The 17,781-nt window shown below is 44.6% G+C and carries 14 protein-coding genes; 3 read left to right on the top strand and 11 right to left on the bottom strand.

The features are described from left to right. Window positions 1–107 precede the first annotated feature (107 nt). The 3 genes from FEK47_RS23535 to FEK47_RS23545 form a co-directional block, all read right to left on the bottom strand. A complete protein-coding gene (locus FEK47_RS23535; protein ID WP_130209501.1) occupies window positions 108–590 on the bottom strand; it encodes a GNAT family N-acetyltransferase in 483 nt (160 codons plus the stop codon). Beyond that, window positions 578–844: a DUF1778 domain-containing protein gene (locus tag FEK47_RS23540; RefSeq protein WP_130209503.1), complete on the bottom strand. Its 267-nt coding sequence runs from the start codon at window positions 842–844 to the stop codon at window positions 578–580. Before FEK47_RS23540 ends, FEK47_RS23535 begins: the two co-directional genes overlap by 13 nt. 229 nt (window positions 845–1,073) lie before the next feature. Continuing rightward, window positions 1,074–1,577: an omptin family outer membrane protease gene (locus tag FEK47_RS23545; protein WP_276606025.1), complete on the bottom strand. Its 504-nt coding sequence runs from the start codon at window positions 1,575–1,577 to the stop codon at window positions 1,074–1,076. Between the two features lie 325 nt (window positions 1,578–1,902). On the opposite strand from FEK47_RS23545, the gene FEK47_RS23550 reads away from it, so the two are divergent. The 3 genes from FEK47_RS23550 (at window position 1,903) to FEK47_RS23560 (ending at window position 5,142) form a co-directional block, all read left to right on the top strand. Then, on the top strand, window positions 1,903–3,108 hold the full coding sequence (locus FEK47_RS23550) for an AAA family ATPase (protein ID WP_135488311.1): 1,206 nt from the start codon (window positions 1,903–1,905) through the stop codon (window positions 3,106–3,108). Then, on the top strand, window positions 3,105–4,076 hold the full coding sequence (locus FEK47_RS23555; protein ID WP_240726337.1) for a ParB family protein: 972 nt from the start codon (window positions 3,105–3,107) through the stop codon (window positions 4,074–4,076). The genes FEK47_RS23550 and FEK47_RS23555 overlap by 4 nt, the downstream gene beginning before the upstream one ends. Before the next feature lie 433 nt (window positions 4,077–4,509). Beyond that, window positions 4,510–5,142, top strand: a complete 633-nt coding sequence (locus tag FEK47_RS23560; protein ID WP_135488310.1) for a hypothetical protein — start codon at window positions 4,510–4,512, stop codon at window positions 5,140–5,142. Between the two features lie 753 nt (window positions 5,143–5,895). Here the strand turns inward: FEK47_RS23560 and cadA are convergent. From cadA to motA, 8 genes are all read right to left on the bottom strand, one after another. Beyond that, on the bottom strand, window positions 5,896–8,028 hold the full coding sequence (gene cadA, locus FEK47_RS23565) for a lysine decarboxylase CadA (protein WP_135487838.1): 2,133 nt from the start codon (window positions 8,026–8,028) through the stop codon (window positions 5,896–5,898). Between the two features lie 77 nt (window positions 8,029–8,105). Next, window positions 8,106–9,437: a cadaverine/lysine antiporter gene (cadB, locus tag FEK47_RS23570; RefSeq protein ID WP_135487837.1), complete on the bottom strand. Its 1,332-nt coding sequence runs from the start codon at window positions 9,435–9,437 to the stop codon at window positions 8,106–8,108. A 363-nt stretch (window positions 9,438–9,800) separates the two neighbouring features. Then, complete coding sequence (gene cadC, locus FEK47_RS23575; protein WP_135487836.1) at window positions 9,801–11,330, bottom strand: lysine decarboxylation/transport transcriptional activator CadC; 1,530 nt, start codon at window positions 11,328–11,330, stop codon at window positions 9,801–9,803. A 334-nt stretch (window positions 11,331–11,664) separates the two neighbouring features. Further along, a complete protein-coding gene (locus FEK47_RS23580) occupies window positions 11,665–13,185 on the bottom strand; it encodes a methyl-accepting chemotaxis protein (RefSeq protein ID WP_135487835.1) in 1,521 nt (506 codons plus the stop codon). A 44-nt stretch (window positions 13,186–13,229) separates the two neighbouring features. After that, on the bottom strand, window positions 13,230–13,739 hold the full coding sequence (locus FEK47_RS23585; RefSeq protein WP_135487834.1) for a chemotaxis protein CheW: 510 nt from the start codon (window positions 13,737–13,739) through the stop codon (window positions 13,230–13,232). 10 nt (window positions 13,740–13,749) lie between these two features. Further along, window positions 13,750–15,768 carry a chemotaxis protein CheA gene (gene cheA, locus FEK47_RS23590; RefSeq protein ID WP_135487833.1) on the bottom strand — a complete coding sequence of 673 codons (2,019 nt, stop codon included), beginning with the start codon at window positions 15,766–15,768 and terminating at the stop codon, window positions 13,750–13,752. 1 nt (window position 15,769) lies between these two features. After that, window positions 15,770–16,729, bottom strand: coding sequence for a flagellar motor protein MotB (gene motB / locus FEK47_RS23595; RefSeq protein ID WP_135487832.1), 960 nt, complete (start codon window positions 16,727–16,729; stop codon window positions 15,770–15,772). Next, complete coding sequence (motA, locus tag FEK47_RS23600) at window positions 16,726–17,619, bottom strand: flagellar motor stator protein MotA (RefSeq protein WP_130224440.1); 894 nt, start codon at window positions 17,617–17,619, stop codon at window positions 16,726–16,728. The genes motB and motA overlap by 4 nt, the downstream gene beginning before the upstream one ends. Window positions 17,620–17,781 lie beyond the last annotated feature (162 nt).

The following is a 17,781-nucleotide window of genomic DNA, read 5'->3' on the forward strand; positions in this document are numbered from 1 at the left end:
CATCTCAATTTAGCTACTACATTTAAAGTACATATAACAAAGATTATGTTAAATAACACATCTGTAAGCCCTCAGTATGCACATTTCAATCTCCCTTGCCCCCATTATTACGGCAGTCTGAGAAACAACGTTCTCTCCTGCGTTTGTGATGCTTTAAAACCATGATGCAGGTAAAAGCGTCGGGCTGTGTCGGTAAGCGCATGGACCATAATGGCTCGAACACCAATATTTTCAGCGACTCTGTAGCAGCGCAATACCGCATCATGAAGCAGATCGGCGCCCAGTCCTTTACCGTGGAACGAAAGATCGACCGCCAGACGAGCCAGGATAATCACCGGTATGGGGTCAGGCATATTACGGCGAATATTTCCCGTTGCTTCGACATGATTCACACTACCGGTTGCAAGTGAGTAATAACCAACTACACGTTTTGTCTCTTGCTTGCAGATAACAAACGTCCGCGCAGCCCCAAGCGCCTGATTCTTTAATCCCCGGTGTTTTAACCATTCATCCAGAACAGCCTCACCGCTAACAAATTCCGCAAGTTGATGTGAACTCGATAAAGGTTCAGGCTGAGTTACAAATCCCACTGTGGTTTCCTTGCCAGAAGTTTTTCTAATGCAGGATTAGATTCAACCGGTGCATCGATCATATCGATAAACTCGGCATACTGCTCCTCGTTCAGATTAAACACCCGGCGTTCAAGAATGACATTCTCTGCGGCCTGGCAAGCCATTTCGAGGATAAAATCCGTGCGCGACTTATGCAGAATTTCTGCTGCCGTATCTATCAGCGCCCGCTGGGATTCTCTGGCGCGAAGGTTGAGTTGGACATCTGATTTCATGGTAACACTCCGTATAGCATTTGCTATACAGCATAGCAGATTATTGCTGTGTAGCAATTGCTATACATAGCGGATAACTGAATTTTTCACCAGAGAGTTACTGACTAAAGGTACTTAATGTTGGCAAGACGGCTGCTGCAACGGATGGGTAAATTATCAGGATGTTGTAACTACGTAATTTTTATTTAAATTCGGGGGCGTTTACTGCCCCCGAAGACGCATTTAACCATCAGAAGCGGTACTCAATCCCTGCGCCAATGGCGTAGTTATAGTTTTGAATACCTGCAGCATCATTGTAATGTTCAGAGTCACCTGTGACTTTATCATGCACAGTTGAGTCCCCCCTGCCTTCAGAGAAACGCGTCCAGCTCAGTTCAGTGAAGACACGAGCCTGGGAAGTAATGTTATATCCCGCGTTGATAGTACCTGAGTAATAGTTTGAGTTACTGGCACTTTCGTTAAAACTCAGGTCACGCATGTAATGCTCATCGTGGTCGCGAGCTTCTACCCACGGACTGAATTTAAACTGTGCAGTGATATCAAAATCCTGGTAAACATATTTCCCCGTCAGCCCTAAGTAAGGCACCCGGTATTTCTGCTGGTAACCAATGGTATGACATTCGCGCCGAAGGGTATTTATCCGTTTATTTACTGGAGTTATTCTCTGTAAATAAAAGGTTCTGTTGTACCAATAGCCTGCGCAACATTTATTGCGCAGGCTTTTTTTTATCAAAAATACCCTGATGTTACTGATGTTTTTGGACTATTGACCTGATGAGTATTGCCTGAAAATAGTGCTATCAGAGTTCCATCAGGTTGAACGCAACGCAACAACGATATTATCCAGACAGACGCTTTATGTACGTCATCAGCACGACATAACTCGCCCTTCTGCCCCGCTCCGATCTGGCGAATAACGCCCAGAGACGCTCACTACTCAGCGGATAAGTGAGACGCTACCCGCTATTTTTACCTTATTGCATCTGAAATGTTTACTTTGCCACTTGTATGTAGCATTCTTGACGAAATTCATCATTTCAGCATAAAGGCAGAAAATCATGGATACGCCTGTCCATCTGTTAAAAGTTGCGCAACGTTCAGAGAAAATGCTGTTTTCTCTCACCGAACAAATTCAGTCACAGAAAGAAGAGTTGCAGGAAAACAAGTTTTATCAGGTCTATGCCAAGGCGGCGCTTGCCCGGCTGCCCCGTCTCACGCGCGCCAGCGTGGACTACGCCGTCAACGAGATGGAAGAAAGCGGCTATGTGTTTGATAAGCGCCCTGCAGGTAGTTCCACCAAGTATGCGATGTCGATTCAGAACATTATCGACATTTACCATCACCGTGGGGTTCCCAAATATCGCGACCGCTATCCATCGGCATTTGCCGTTTTCATCGGCAACCTGAAAGGTGGCGTATCAAAAACGGTCTCTACCGTTTCTCTGGCTCATGCGCTACGCACCCACCCTCACCTGCTTTATGAAGACTTACGCATCCTGGTGGTTGATCTCGATCCGCAGTCTTCAGCAACCATGTTCCTCAACCATACCCGGGCCATTGGCATGGTTGATGCCACCTCCGCACAGGCCATGCTGCAAAATGTGTCGCGCGAGGAGCTACTCTCAGAATTTATCGTGCCTTCCATTGTGCCGGGCGTAGACGTACTGCCAGCCTCAATTGAAGATGCGTTTATCGCCTCGCGCTGGGATGAGTTATGCGCCGAACACCTGCCGGGGCAAAATATTCACGCGGTGTTGAAAGAGAATGTGATTGATAAACTGCGCAAAGATTACGATTTCATCTTTATCGACAGCGGCCCACACCTTGATGCATTTCTCAAAAATGCCATCGCCTCAGCCGATCTGCTGTTAACGCCGGTTCCGCCTGCGCAGGTGGATTTTCACTCGACGTTGAAATATTTAACCAGACTCCCTGAACTGGTTGAAATTATTAATGAATCTGGCATGAAGTGTAATCTGCAAGGCAATATCGGCTTTATGTCAAAACTGTCGAATAAGGCCGACCATAAGCTTTGCCATAGCCTGGCGAAAGAAATTTTTGGCGGCGATATGCTCGATGTCGCGTTACCGCGACTGGATGGCTTTGAGCGTTGTGGCGAATCTTTCGACACCGTGGTCTCAGCAAACCCGGCCACCTATATTGGCAGCAGTGAGGCATTAAAAAATGCCCGCCATGCCGCTGAAGATTTCGCCCGGGCAGTCTTCGACCGCATTGAATTTATCAGAACCAATGGAGGTGTATGATGAGCGCCAAGAGAATAACCATAGGCCGAACCTTCAAAACCCCTGCACTGCACGAGGATGATGGCGGACCGTCTCAGGAGCAAATCTTTACCCTCTCTACCGGACGTCATGTTACTTTTTCGCTGCGCACCATCCCGGCCAACGAGGTTGAAAATGGGACCTATGTCATTCAGGAGATCAATGGCCGCGATCAAACTTCGCTGACCAGCGAGTCCCTGAAAGACATTACCCGCACCCTTCGCCTGCAACAGTTTTTCCCTTGCATCGGCATTGAGCGGGAAGACGGCGTGGAAATTATTGATGGTTCCCGCAGACGCGCGGCGGCCATTTTGTGTCATACCCCGCTGAAAGTACTGGTCACCACTTCAACGGTATCTGCCGATGAAGCCCGTAAACTGGCGGCAGATATTCAGACGGCGAAAGAACATAACCTGCGTGAAGTCGGGTTACGCTTGATGGCGCTTAAAGCGTCTGGTCTGAATCAGAAACAGATAGCCGCACAGGAAAAACTGTCACCGGCCAAAGTCTCCCGCGCCATGCAGGCGGCATCCGTTCCGCAGGAGCTGGTTTCACTGTTCCCGGTACAGTCAGAGCTTCATTTTTCCGATTACAAATTGCTGGCGGCAGTGGACGAAAGTCTCGCCGAGAAAAATGTCGAACTGAGCACGCTGATCGAACAAATTTCAGAAGATATTGATCTTATTCTGAGCGAAGGTGGCCTTGCGGAAGATGAGATTAAAAATAAGCTGCTGAAGCTTATTCAGAAAAAATCGTCTTTGCTGATCTCGCTGCCTAAAAAAGAGAAAGCGAAGGTGGTTTCGCTGTGGGCTTTTGATGACAAAGACCGATACGCGCGTAAACGCATTAATGGCCGAACAATCTCTTTTGAATTTAATCGTCTGACAAAAGAAGTTATGGACGAGCTGGAGCAGTCAATTAATGACGTGCTCGCCAGACATCTTGAGTAGGTGTTTTCGCGCGGACATCATGAATGTGCGGTAATGGCTATTTAGCCCGACGTAGTTTCTTGCCGGATGCGGCGTAAACGCCTTATCCGGCCTACAAACCCCTGTAAATTCAATATATTGCAGAAACATCCGCACTGTCGTCGCTTCTAGTGTCTGTCATGCCCACAGCGATATATCTTCCTCTGTATTTCCCGTGAAGTAACAAATTCCCCATTCATTAATAATTAGATGTCACCAATAATATTAAATTAATAATAGAAATTATAACAATCAAACAAACACATAATTAGTTTGTCATTTATTAACCATAAAAATAATAACATTATACATTCTTCTCTTCCAGAAAAAGTGCAAACTATACCTCGTACATTTAGTATCCCCGGAGTGGATAAAAATGTCAGTAACACTAATCGATAATTTTTAGAGGTGAATAATGAATATTATTACAGATGTTTTAGTCAACGGTCATATGTTTAACTGCATCGAGGATATGCAAGAAAATCGCTTCCCTACCACACTTTTCCCGGAAGCTTATTTTCAAATGGTAATTAATGGTGATGTTAAGAATAATCAAAACGTTATCTGGAGTTGTAGATCTGATTTACCCGGAAATCCTGTTTCTGTGGATCAGGACGGCGTCGTGAAATTTAACAATGCTAATGAAAGTTTTGCTGGAAAGACGTTTTATGTAGAAGCACGCGACAGAAAGACATCTCGTGTACAAGTCTATAGTTTTACTATTAAAAATTTTTTCAAACATAATACAGAGAAAACACTTAATGTTGAAGAAACCAAGTTATGGGTGGCAAGTGTAAACGGGCAACTTCCACACGTACTAGAACTCCAGGATAATGTAATGACCTATGCAGAACGTAAAATCAATGGAGGGCTTTTTAAGGAGTGGGGTAAACTGGTAGTTTACAGTTGGTTTAGCGATGATGGTGATAATGATATCGCGGCAATACACGGTTTCGATAATGGGAAAGCATATTTTTGCAATGGGGGTAGTTCTTGTTTTTCGGAAATAGGTAATTTATATTTAAATGCTTGCGCAGTTTTTAAGTAAAATATAATATTCTAATTTGTATCATTTCACATGACATAAAACATGTCAGACCAGACAATTAAATAAACGCATTATAAAGTACACTCTTATCCCAATAGATAAGACAATTTGATACCCCGTGATACTTTGAACGGGTCATGTCTGGTGAACATCAGACTATGCAACTCGCTGACGTGAAAGAAAATAAACCTTCACGTCAGCTATCTCCACAATCGAATCCCTGATAGTGATACGTAATTTCCAGTCATTACCTATATATTGTAATTGTGCCATAACAAAATTACTGCTGCCGTAAAAGCAAAAAAACCGATAACACTGAGTAAAAAACTTATCGATACCTGATGGCTAAACTTAACTTTTCGGTTGCTGATCGTAATTTCATATCCTTCCATCTTGCTTCTCCTTGTTTACTCTGGTTAACACCGGGTGTTTCTTTTACAGAACAACATTTATCTGTGGTACTTAAGTAGGGGAACATCTTTCCCTTATAACTTAAATAGCCTTTGATTTTCTGAGTAAGATTTTATATATGCACTATCACATACTGGCATTCAACGTAAAAGAAAACCATCAGGATTTAACCTTAGTTGTGAGGCCATAAAATAACAGAGAGAAATTAAGAATAGTGCAAAACAGATGTGGGTAGCAGGCAAAAATAAAGCCGGTGAACGACAGCATGTATTCACCGGCCCCTTCCAATGGATCGATATAAGACAGAAGGAAATAAACTGTTATATCAACTTGTCACTTTAATTACTTGAGTACCTTCACGGTATAACGGCCATCGGGCTGGCGATACGCACCATGAATATCGGTTTCAAAGCCCGGATAATGCGCGCCAATTTCACACAGCATCTGCAGGAACTCCAGTACCGGACGGCTTTCAGCGGTGATCATTTCGCCAGGCATCACCAGCGGTACACCCGGAGGATACGGCAGGATCATATTGGCGTTCACGCGACCGACCATGTCATCCAGATAAACTTCTTCCACTTCGCTATGCAGTTCTTTCTGGAATGCACGATACGGTGTTACCACCATTTCTGGCAGAACTTCGAACGCGCGATACATCAGATCTGGCAAATTATGGTGAGAAATCAGTTTATGAATATTCTGCGCCAACTCCTGAATACGCATGTCTTCATAGAATTCAGGATCTTCCAGATACAGTGACGGCAGCATGTTTTTCACACGCAGGTTTAAATCAAAGGCGCGTTTGAACTCGGTCAGGCCACGCAACAGGCTCAGAGCTTTGGTTTTATCGATACCAATGCTGAAGAGGAAGAGCAGGTTATAAGGACCGGTTTTCTCAACGATAATGCCATGCTCATCAAGGTATTTCGCCACAATGCTCGCCGGAATACCGAAATCGTCCATTGTGCCGTCTTTCGTCATACCCGGTGTCAGCAGAGTGACTTTGATCGGGTCCAGATACATATGCTCGTTGTCAATGTTCTGGAAACCATGCCAGCCGTTGTCAGAATTGAGCGGCCAGCATTCAACCTGGTCAATCTGCTCTGGCTGCCAGACATCAAAGAACCAACCGTCCGATTCGCCTTTTAAGCGTTTAATCTCTTTACGGAACCTGATTGCACGATTAATAGAGCCATCAATCAGACGCTTACCGGCATTTCCTTTCATCATTGCCGCAGCAGTTTCCATCGATGCGACAATACCGTAGTGCGGTGAAGTCGTGGTGTGCATCATATAGGCTTCGCTGAACGTCTCTTCGTTAACATCCCCTTTCACATGGATCATGGATGCCTGAGAAAACGCCGCGAGCAATTTATGCGTAGACTGAGTTTCGTAAATCACTTTACCTTCAACACGACCACCGCTCATCCCGCATTTACCTTTGTAAATTGGCGAGAAATTGGTGTAAGGCACCCAGGCGGAATCAAAGTGGATGGATTTTACGTCCAGCGTTTTCTTGATGTAGTCGGTGTTGTACAGCAGGCCGTCATAAGTCGAGTTGGTAATAACAGCATGTACAGGCCAGGTGGCATTCGGCGTTTCTTTCACGCGTTTGGCGATGGTTTCATGCTGAAATTCGCTCTGCGGAATACCGCCTAAAATACCGTAAGCATTACGGGTCGGGCGGAAGTAGATCGGCGTAATATCGCTCATCATCATCAGATGGGTCAGCGATTTGTGGCAGTTACGGTCAATCAGCACTGTACTGCCCGCCGGAGCGGAATACATGCCGACGATTTTGTTAGCGGTTGACGTACCGTTGGTGACCATATAGCTGCGTTCAGCGTTGAACACGCGAGCAATATACTCTTCCGCTTCTTTGTGCGGACCAGAGTGATCCAGCAGAGATCCCAGCTCAGATACCGAGATGGAGATATCTGACTTCATGGTGTTTGCACCAAAGAAGTCATAGAAAATGCTACCGACCGGGCTTTTCAGGAATGCCGTACCGCTCATATGGCCAGGGGTACAGAATGTGTACTTACCTTCACGAACATATTTGAACAGGGCTTTGGTCAGTGGCGGCAGAATGGTATCGATATATTCGTCAGTATTTTGTTTGATTTTTAAGGCGATATCTTCCGCCGCGCCCAGCGCGTATTCGAAGAAACGCACCTGCATACGCAGCTCGTTCAGGCTGACATCCAGCGTAGAGTGAGTATTTGCAAACGCATACAGTGGCATGTACTCATTCATAGCGCTGATTTCTTCGCACAGCGCAAGATTGTACTTATCCCAGTCAAAGATCACGCCGCAAAGTTGAGCATTATTTTCAATCAGCTTCAGCAGGTCTTCGCGGTCGTTTGGATAGACAACGTGGAAGCCCCGTTTTTCGAGGGCGCAATGCAACTCACGGATAGGCTCTTCTTTAAAGTAAACACCCATCTGATTCATTATCGCGATAACGTTCATATTTATATCTCCTGATAGAGCTGGCTCCTCCCGTCTCGTTGTGGGAGAACGAGAGGAGCGCAGAGAAACGAAGGGAATTAGTGGGTGTCTACGCTGCTAACGTCGTCAGCAGCATGTTCGCGCTGGTGCAATTTACGGCCGTAAAACATCAGGATTATCAGACTGACGATAAATGTCCCGGTCAGCTCGAAGGACGTAGCGCCTGACAGAGCGATGAAGCAGAAGACACAACCCAGCACTGAACAAACCAGGCTGGCGCCGTTGCGCAGGTTGACGCCTTCGAAACGAATCAGATCAACACAGGAGTAGAAGTAAGGGAGCATGGTCAACAGCACTGCGATCCCGGTAAGCACGCCAAACAGGTCAGAAGCTTTACCACCGGTAGAGTTCATCACGGTTATCAGCACCATCAGGACGGTCATTTTCACCGCTGCAAGCAACAGGCCTTTTTTAGGGATGTTGTTACTGTCAACATCACCATAAACTTTCGGGAAGTTGCCGTCGTTTGCCGCACGGACACCCGCCTGGCCAACCAGCATCATCCAGGAACCGAGGGAAGTCAGACAGGCGAAAGCGGTAAAAGCAGAAACCACCGGTGCGGCCCAGCCGCCAAACATCGTCGCGGCGCTAACGGCGAACGGAGCACCAGAAGCAGCCATACGGTCGGCAGGGAACATACCGGAAAGCACCTGGGTTGCGGCAATATAAACGATACCGGCCATTGCCGTGCCCAGCATGGTTGCCAGCGGAACGGTGCGTTTTGGATTTTTCACCATACCGCTGCTCACCGCAGCAGATTCAACACCAACGAAAGCCCACAGGCAGAGCAGAATACTGTTAATCACAGCGCGGCTGTCAGTCGTACCGGAGGTATTCCAGTTTGCCTGGTAAGTCGCCAGATCAAACCAGTGCCAGCCAATAACAGCAGTCAGCGCGACAGGAATCAGTACCAGCATCAGGCCAATAGTTGTCAAACGGCTAACCCAGGCACCGCCAAGCATGTTGATGAAGGTAAAGATCCAGACAATAGCAATACAGGCAATACCGGCTGGAATTGGGCTATTTAATACAGGGAAGAAGGTAGAAAGATAAGAAACCGCGGTAATACCAATTGCGAGGTTACCAATCCAGTTAGCGTGATAATAAAGAACACCCGTCTGGAATCCGAATGCCGGAGAGATTTCCCCCGCATAAGCAATTGGGCCACCTTGTTGCGGGTTTTTTGTCGCCAGGCGGGCATAAACATAAGCCAGCGACATCGCACCAATAATAGAGATAACCCATCCCCAGATGGCAATACCACCAATGCTGGCAAGATTCGCGGGTAATAATGCAATCCCGCTTCCCATCATATTACCGGCTACCACGCCAGTACAGGCAAATAGCCCGATCTGTTTGGCAGAACTCATATTTTCAATCTCCTGGATTTAATATTCAAGGCACAAGTCAACATGTAAACAACGCTGCAGACTGACCGACTATAGAAAAGGGTACTAATTCAGGAGAATGAAGTCCTAAAGATAAAATGAATAAACAATAAACGATATATAAATGATGTTTTTTAGAGAATCATAAAGGTTATCTGGATTATCTACGGTTATCATGAAAAGATAAATTTTGTTGATTATCAATCAATTAAATCGATTTCCTTAAGAGTAAAACCGTAGTTTTTCTGATTTATGATGGATTGCGTAAAATATAAATACGGTGACTGATGACATGAAAAAAATGCCTTATCATATTATTTAAGAAAAAATATGATAAGGCTTCATTTATTCTGCTGAAGAATAATTTTCAAGGTAGGGTACGATGCGGTTTAGCGATGTCTGGAATATACCATTTTTAATCCAGTACAGCGTGTTTTCTCCAGGACGCAAATTAAATGCGGTAATATAGGCATCAGCGGCAAGACGGTTTTCGCCTTTCATTTCGTAGACTTTTCCCAGCAGGATATAGTTTAGCCAGGAGAGTTCATTTCTGATACCGAGATTAATTGCCTGATACGCCTCCTCCACGTTGCCACGATCTAACAAATCGACAGTTTTAATCTGATAGTAAATCGCTGAATCCTTGAGCCCTGGGCTGTTACGAATTTTCTCCATCGAGGCATATAACGTTTTAAGCTGCTTGTCATCAAGCAACTGCTGCGTATGGCGAAAAATATCGATCAATGCTTTTTCAGCATTAACATAGGTAAATTCCGGGGACTGTTTCGCCACGTCTTCGAGGATTTCACTGGCTTTGTTTAGCGATGCAGCATCCCCCTGCATTAACAACTGATGTGCTTCAAAAAAATGTGCCAGAGACTGACTTTTAATGGGTTGATAATGGCTCATCATTTCCGTCATTTTGTCTGACCAGGATAGCGAAAGCGCCGATGATAAATTGCTCAGTAAATCATTCTGGATCGCTACCTCATTAGACCCCGTAATGAAGTAACGTTTATCCAGCATAACCTCGCCGTTCGCATGATCGACCAGGCGGACAGACATAAAACATTGCTGTGCTCGGTAGTGACGTTGATTGAGAAACTCCAGCGTTAACGTTTTTCCTGAATTTCCCGAAACATGGCCACTGTAGTTTATTTTGTCATGCACCATATAATTAGAATATGTGTTAAGCGTAGATGTCACCAGGCTTCCTAAGCCAACAGCATAAAAAAGCTGCAAATTCCAGTTATTACATGCATTTCCGTTAACAAGGTGGATGTCTATATCAAGTGGGTTCAGAAGAACCTGAGTATTGGTCGTCGTTAAATTAGATTTAATTGCTGTTTTTGCAACCATAAATACACAACTAAGCACAGCCAGTAAAAAGATAGCCCAAACGATAAAAACACGGAGATGATGATATTTACGCAGTTGATTGTCAGATAATCGAGGCGCGGTAATGATGGGAGTATTGGTCGGTAGCGGCGTATCTGACACAATGTCGGGCTGTTCAGGGGATAAGGATGCCGTCACCTCCCCTTCTTCAGCGCACCATGTTACCGGCGCGGTGAGTTTATATCCACGTTTAGGGATAGTAATGATATATTCATTATTCTCATCATCATCGTCATTTTTTAATGACTTACGCAACTCAGAAATAGTTTGCGTCACAACGTGGCTGGTGACTATATTTCGCTTCCATACATGGTCAATCAACTCATCGCGTGTAAGCACTTCACCGGGGTGATGAGCCAAAAAAACCAGAAGATCAATTAATCGCGGTTCGAGTGTTATTCGCCGTCTATTGCGGCTGATTTGATTAACATCAGGGCTGACTAGCCATTCGCCCACTCGAACGACAGGTTTCTGCATAAAATTAACTCCAAAAACGGCTTGTTATATGCAGATATTAACACCCTCTTCAATTGTTGCATCTGTTTCCATATTATTAACCATAAAATAAGTTAAATCTGTAGCAAAAAGAAACTAACTTAAGATATTTAATTAGTTTAACTCGGGCGTTTACCCTGGCTAATATAAAGGCATTTATATTAATCCTATGTAATAGATTAGCCCGAGGCTAAAGATTAACCGACGCAGACCTGGAGTGGTAGCCAGAGGAACAGGAATAGAATTCAGAGTTATCGACAAAAATGGAGATATAGCATCCAGGCAGAATGCTATATCTGAAAGTCATAGTGGGTAATCAAGAATGATTAATTGGTAACTTAAAGAAGGCGATCATTTCCTGTAACTGTCTGACCTGGTCGTGTAGACTCAGCGCGATGGTTTCAGATTCACTTACCAATGAGTTATTACGCTGCGTCACAGTATCCATTTCAGTCAGCGCATACGCAACCTGCTGAATCCCTTTGCTCTGCTCTTCAGACGCCTGGGAGATATCATTCATAATGCTGTTGACATCATAAATGGCATTCACCATTTCATTTATCGTCTTACCTGCATTGGTGGCAAGCGCATTACCTGTATTGACATGTTCAACGGCTGAAGTTATTAATTCATTGATTTCTTTAGCCGCGCTGGCACTGTTTTGAGCCAGATGCCGTACTTCACTGGCAACAACAGCAAACCCACGCCCATGATCTCCGGCTCTTGCTGCTTCAACGGCAGCGTTAAGCGCCAGGATATATGTTTGGCGAGCGATGTCATCCACAACTTTGTTAATTTCCGATATCTTTTTAACACTTTGTTCAATAGTACGAATAGTTTCCGTAACTGCCTGCGCCGCCGTCAGCCCTTCTTGTGCCGTCGTATTTGCCGCGCTGGCAAATTCATTCGCTCTTTTGGCGTTGTCAGCATTATGCGCAACCGTCGTACTGATCTCTTCCATATTGGCAGCAGTTAGCTGTAATGCGCCCGCCTGCTCCTCTGTACGGGTCGACAGATCGCTATTACCATGCGTCATTTCATCAGTGCTGTCGCTAATTAGTTCAATTGAACTTTTAAACGTTGTAATGATATCGCTTAAATTTAGCCGCATCGTGTCCAGTTGTTCAATAACTTCACCAATTTCGTTTTTCTGACCGATGGCTAATGTATGATTAAGTTCGCCATTAGAAATTAAAGAAAAGCATTCTTTGATGTACTCAAATCGTGAGAATACATTGTTTTTTAACCATAACCAGCCTGCGACTGCGAGTATTATCCAAAAACAAAAAGAGATCACCCCAACAAAATAAGAATCAGCTATCAGACAATTAATAATACCCTTAGCTTCAGGCTCATCATATTTATAGACATAATCATCCAAATAATTCTCTTGAGAGATAAATTTATCTACTTTTTTCTCTACTTCACTCAGTCGCCCTGATCGAACCGCTTCTTCAACATTTTTAAAAGCATCTCTGATTGACTGAGTTTGTTTCACACTATTTTTAGCATCATCGGAAATAATGTCCATATAGTCATGAAAATGATTTTTAGCCGACTCCATGTCATACAATGATTTACTATTATCGCGATAATCCCATTCTTCAAAGACAAGCTCAAGTGCTCGCCGCGTCTTTGATAACGTATTGATCTGATCTAAACCTGACGTTAGTCTGAAAACATTATTTTTAATCTCAATAAAGTGATATAACGTTATGATATTTGACATGGTAAAAACCAGTACAACAAAAGAAACAGCAACAATAAACGTTGTTTTTAAAGATAATGACTCAGGTAAGATCCTGAGCCTTTTGCTGTTTTTTAAGGAAAAAATCATTATGCACCTGACCTGTAAGCATGAAAACCACTAAAGCCTCATTTTCAGTCAACTGATACTTCTGCTGTACGTTCAACCAATTGCATTTCTTCGCTGTTAAGCAATTTTTCAATATCGACAAGAATAAGCATTCTGGAATCAAGCGTACCTAAGCCAAGCAAGTAATCTGTCGCTAATTTTGCGCCGCTAAATTCAGGTGCCGGACGAATTTGTTCAGGTGACAAAGAGAGCACATCAGAGACACCATCAACCACTATCCCAACGATTTTGTTAGAAAAACTTAGCACGATAACGACCGTGTTTTCATCAAATGAAATTGTATCCAGATGAAATTTAACGCGAAAGTCAACTACAGGCACAATAACACCGCGAAGGTTTGTCACACCGGCAATAAAATCTGGGGTATTCGCAATGCGCGTAACTCGCTCGTAGCCGCGAATTTCCTGTACTTTTAATATTTCTATTCCGTACTCTTCTTGCCCAAGAGTAAAAATCAAATATTCATTACCGACATTTTCTTTTGCCGATTGTTTATCGTTATCTGTGAGTTTCATAATGTTTCCCTTAATTGAGAACGTTGCCGGAATCCACTATTGCAGGCGTCATTGCTGTTCTGGAATAAAGCGCAGCAACATCCAGGATCATAGCTACGCTGCCGTCCCCCAGAATAGTGGCGGCAGCAATTCCCGGCACCTTACGATAGTTTTGTTCGAGATTTTTAACGACGACCTGATGCTGGCCAATCAGTTGATCCACCAGTAGCGCATAGCGAATACCTGCACTTTGCACGACGACCGCAATACCTTCATTTACACTCTGTAAATCACTCTGGATACCGAAAAGACGATTCAGCTCGATGAGGGCCAGATATTCCTCTCTGACCTTCAATACCAACTCACCGCCGGACATTCTGTTTAGCGGCATTTCCAGCAACATCAGTGATTCCATCACCGCGCCAAGTGGGAGAACATAAATTTCAGCCCCAACGCGTACAGACATGCCGTCCAGAATTGCCAGCGTCAGAGGTAATATTATTCGGATAGTGGTTCCACGCCCCTGTTCTGAATGGATTGTCACATGACCGCCCATATCCTGAATGTTTCGTCTCACCACATCCATACCAACGCCACGACCGGAGACATCTGTGACTTTCTCTGCGGTGGAGAAACCCGCTGCAAAAATGAGCATCCAGACTTCTTCATCGCTGGGGTTTTCACTAATAGCGACGCCCTGCACATGAGCGCGATTAAGGATTTTTTCTCTGTTGAGGCCGGCGCCATCATCTACGACTTCGATAACAATATTACCGCCGTGGTGCTCTGCCGATAGCGTCAGGCTACCGGTAGCAGGTTTACCATTAGCTAGCCTGACATCAATCGGCTCAATACCGTGATCCAGACTATTGCGTACCAGATGAGTCAGCGGGTCGATAATTCGCTCGATTAAACTTTTATCCAGTTCCGCAGAACCGCCCCACAACGTCAGCTCTACCTTTTTATTTAATTTATTAGCAAGGTCATGAACTAAACGGGGAAAACGGCTGAAGACATATTCCATTGGCATCATACGGATCGACATCACCGATGCCTGTAAATCCCGGGCATTACGTTCGAGTTGCGCAATACTATTAATCAACGAGTCATACTGAGCAGGATCCAGCCCCGCAGATAACTGTGTCAACATGGTCTGGGTAATAATGAGTTCACCGACCTGGTTAATTATCTGGTCTACTTTTTCTACGGCGACACGAATACTACCGGATTCAGTGCTTTGTTTACGGGATTCGCTGGCACTACGCAGTTTTCTTGATGGCGCAGCGCCAATCGGGGAACTGCTTGTCGCAGAAAAACCATTATCGTTTGTTTCTTGCGCAACACCGTCTGCATCCAGACAGGTATTTTCTACAAAATCGTCATCACAAACATCAATCGTGATTTGTTCTGGTTCCAGAATAAAACATAATACCGCCAGAATATCATCCGCAGCGGTAGTGGTGAGCATACGAGCCTGCAGGCTGCTTTTTTCAATTTTAAGATCCTGCAACATGCCAAGATTCTTAAGTTCCTCAACAAGAGGTTCGAAATCCTTTTCGCCTAGATCCTTGAGGGTAATCTTTAAAACATCTTCTCCCGTTCCCGTATCTTTTTTACTTTCTTTTATCAGCTCGGCCTGATGACTATTGTTTACAGAGCCCTCTTTGGATTCCAGGGCTAACTGTCTCAGCGCCTCACAAATATATCGGTAGCTGTCCTCATCCGGCGTGCGGGAAGATTTATATGCATCAAGTTGATCCTGCATAATATCCTTACTTTCCAAAAAAAGATTAATGATGCCTTCATTGAGCTGGAGTTTTCCACTACGAGCATCATCCAGAATATTTTCCAGAATATGTGTCGTTTCCTGTAATACAGTAAAACCAAATGTCCCCGCGCCGCCTTTAATCGAATGAGCGGCCCGGAAGATAGCGTTCAGGCTTTCCTTATCAGGTGTTCGCGGATTAAGCTCGAGCAAATGCCCTTCCATATCGGCCAATAGCTCATCGGCTTCATCAAAGAAAGTCTGATAAAAATCGCTGATATCCATCTTATTTCGTCTTCTCCTGAACCGGTTTTTCGGACGTGGGGTTTAACGGCGGATTATCGATGTCAGGTTTACTAGGTGGCACAGAGAGTTTTTCTCCTGTCACATCACTGTTAAGCAACTTATCCTCGTTCATAATTTCTTGTTCTTTCTCTTCACTCAGCACGAGGATACTGATGCGACGGTTGGCGGGATCGTCTTTCGCTGTACCGGCCTGATTCATACTGTCAGCATCACCGATAACCTGTAAGAATTTGCCGACTTCCAGACCATGATTAATAAGAATCCTTCTCGCCGCGTTAGCACGATCAACGGAAAGTTCCCAGTTGCTATAGCCAGCTTCACCGCCAGCATAAGGCAACGAATCAGTATGTCCGGTTACCATTATGTGATTCGGTAATTGGTTCAGAACAGGCACTAATGCCTCCAGAATTCCGACCATATAGGTTTCCGGTGTCCAGCTACCGACTTTAAACATCGGGCGTTCCTGGCTGTCCGTTATCTGTATCAACAGTCCATCCGGGGTCAACGATAAGTGTAAATTTGAACGGAATTTGTTCAGACGGGTGTCCGTCTTCATGATGCCTTGCAGCTTTGACTCTGCATGCTTCAGCGTTTTATTTCCCGAATAGAAATGATCTTCCTGCTTTTGCAAAACAGCTTTCTGAACTTCCCCATCCTGATGAACAACATCCTCGCCACCGCCAGGAATAATACTTTGGCTCTGAGTATCTTTGTCACCATGTTCGGCCATAGGTACGCCGATGGGGATTTTGAAATACTCTGCAAGCTGATGACGCTGCTCTGGCGTGGAGGAAGAAACCAGCCACATAACCAGAAAAAAGGACATCATGGCAGTCATAAAATCGGCATAAGCGATTTTCCACGAACCACCATGTAAACCTTCTTTTTTATTACCTGAGCGTCTTACAACAACAATGTTGCCGGTCCCGTTGTTCTTCATGGGGCCTCACCTGTGGAAGAATTATTGGCCGAATATTTCGCCTGGCGAACATGTTCCTCAAGCTCGGCAAAGCCCGGACGTTCGCTGGTAAAGAGGGTTTTTCGACCGAACTCAACCGCAATTTGCGGCGCAGAACCATGAATACATGACAGCAACGTGGTTTTAATACACTGAAGCATTTTTATTTGCTCGGCACTTTTCTGTCGTAACAGAGACGCCAGCGGAAGCACCAAACCATAGGCCAGCAGGATCCCTAAAAAGGTTCCCACCATCGCATGGGCTATCAAAGCACCAAGTTCACCGGCGGGTTTGTCTACTGCGCTCAGGGCGTTTACGACCCCCATCACGGCTGCCACAATACCGAATGCCGGTAAAGCATCACCTGCAGTTTGCAAACTGTGAACCGTTGTTTCATATTCCATTTCGCAGGTTTCAATTTCCTCATCCATTAAAGATTCCATTTCAAAGGCGTTCATACTGCCACTGATCATCAGCCGCAGGTAATCAACCATAAAATTCATCACGCTTTTATCTTTCAATAAGCGGGGATAAGAGGAAAAAATATCACTGCTTTCAGGATCTTCAATATCATTTTCCAGTGACATTAGCCCTTTTTGACGTCCTTTACTTAGCAGTAAAAACATCATAGCCAGTAAATCCATGTACATTTCTTTTGAATAAAGTGCCTTAGCCCGGAATAAGACAGGAAATGTTTTTATAGTTGAACGAATAGCCTTGCCATTATTACCAACGATAAATGCACCCAGACCAGCACCTGCGATAATCAAAAATTCGGTAGGCTGATATAATGACATCAGATATCCTCCGGCGAGGACATAACCACCAAACACAGTCACAAAAACTACAAAATATCCTAATAAAACAAGCATGTTCGCTCCTTACCATCGGTCATGCCTGGTATGAAAAAGGCTGACAGAGATGTTCACTACGATGAAAAACTACCGAACATCCCGACGGCAGCGTAAGCAACGACAATGAGAAATCTCTCTCGTGGTAATAAAATCACGAGGGCGAATGCTCACGGTTGCATA

The organism is Escherichia sp. E3659 (assembly GCF_005781135.1).
In the GTDB taxonomy this organism is placed as follows: domain Bacteria; phylum Pseudomonadota; class Gammaproteobacteria; order Enterobacterales; family Enterobacteriaceae; genus Escherichia.

Bases quoted from the DNA above. Each gene is read 5' to 3' on its own strand.
- FEK47_RS23540 (WP_130209503.1), bottom strand. From the start codon at position 844: ATGAAATCAGATGTCCAACTCAACCTTCGCGCCAGAGAATCCCAGCGG.
- FEK47_RS23550 (WP_135488311.1), top strand. From the start codon at position 1,903: ATGGATACGCCTGTCCATCTGTTAAAAGTTGCGCAACGTTCAGAGAAA.
- FEK47_RS23555 (WP_240726337.1), top strand. From the start codon at position 3,105: ATGATGAGCGCCAAGAGAATAACCATAGGCCGAACCTTCAAAACCCCT.
- FEK47_RS23560 (WP_135488310.1), top strand. From the start codon at position 4,510: ATGAATATTATTACAGATGTTTTAGTCAACGGTCATATGTTTAACTGC.
- cadA (WP_135487838.1), bottom strand. From the start codon at position 8,028: ATGAACGTTATCGCGATAATGAATCAGATGGGTGTTTACTTTAAAGAA.
- cadB (WP_135487837.1), bottom strand. From the start codon at position 9,437: ATGAGTTCTGCCAAACAGATCGGGCTATTTGCCTGTACTGGCGTGGTA.
- cadC (WP_135487836.1), bottom strand. From the start codon at position 11,330: ATGCAGAAACCTGTCGTTCGAGTGGGCGAATGGCTAGTCAGCCCTGAT.
- FEK47_RS23580 (WP_135487835.1), bottom strand. From the start codon at position 13,185: ATGATTTTTTCCTTAAAAAACAGCAAAAGGCTCAGGATCTTACCTGAG.
- FEK47_RS23585 (WP_135487834.1), bottom strand. From the start codon at position 13,739: ATGAAACTCACAGATAACGATAAACAATCGGCAAAAGAAAATGTCGGT.
- cheA (WP_135487833.1), bottom strand. From the start codon at position 15,768: ATGGATATCAGCGATTTTTATCAGACTTTCTTTGATGAAGCCGATGAG.
- motB (WP_135487832.1), bottom strand. From the start codon at position 16,729: ATGAAGAACAACGGGACCGGCAACATTGTTGTTGTAAGACGCTCAGGT.
- motA (WP_130224440.1), bottom strand. From the start codon at position 17,619: ATGCTTGTTTTATTAGGATATTTTGTAGTTTTTGTGACTGTGTTTGGT.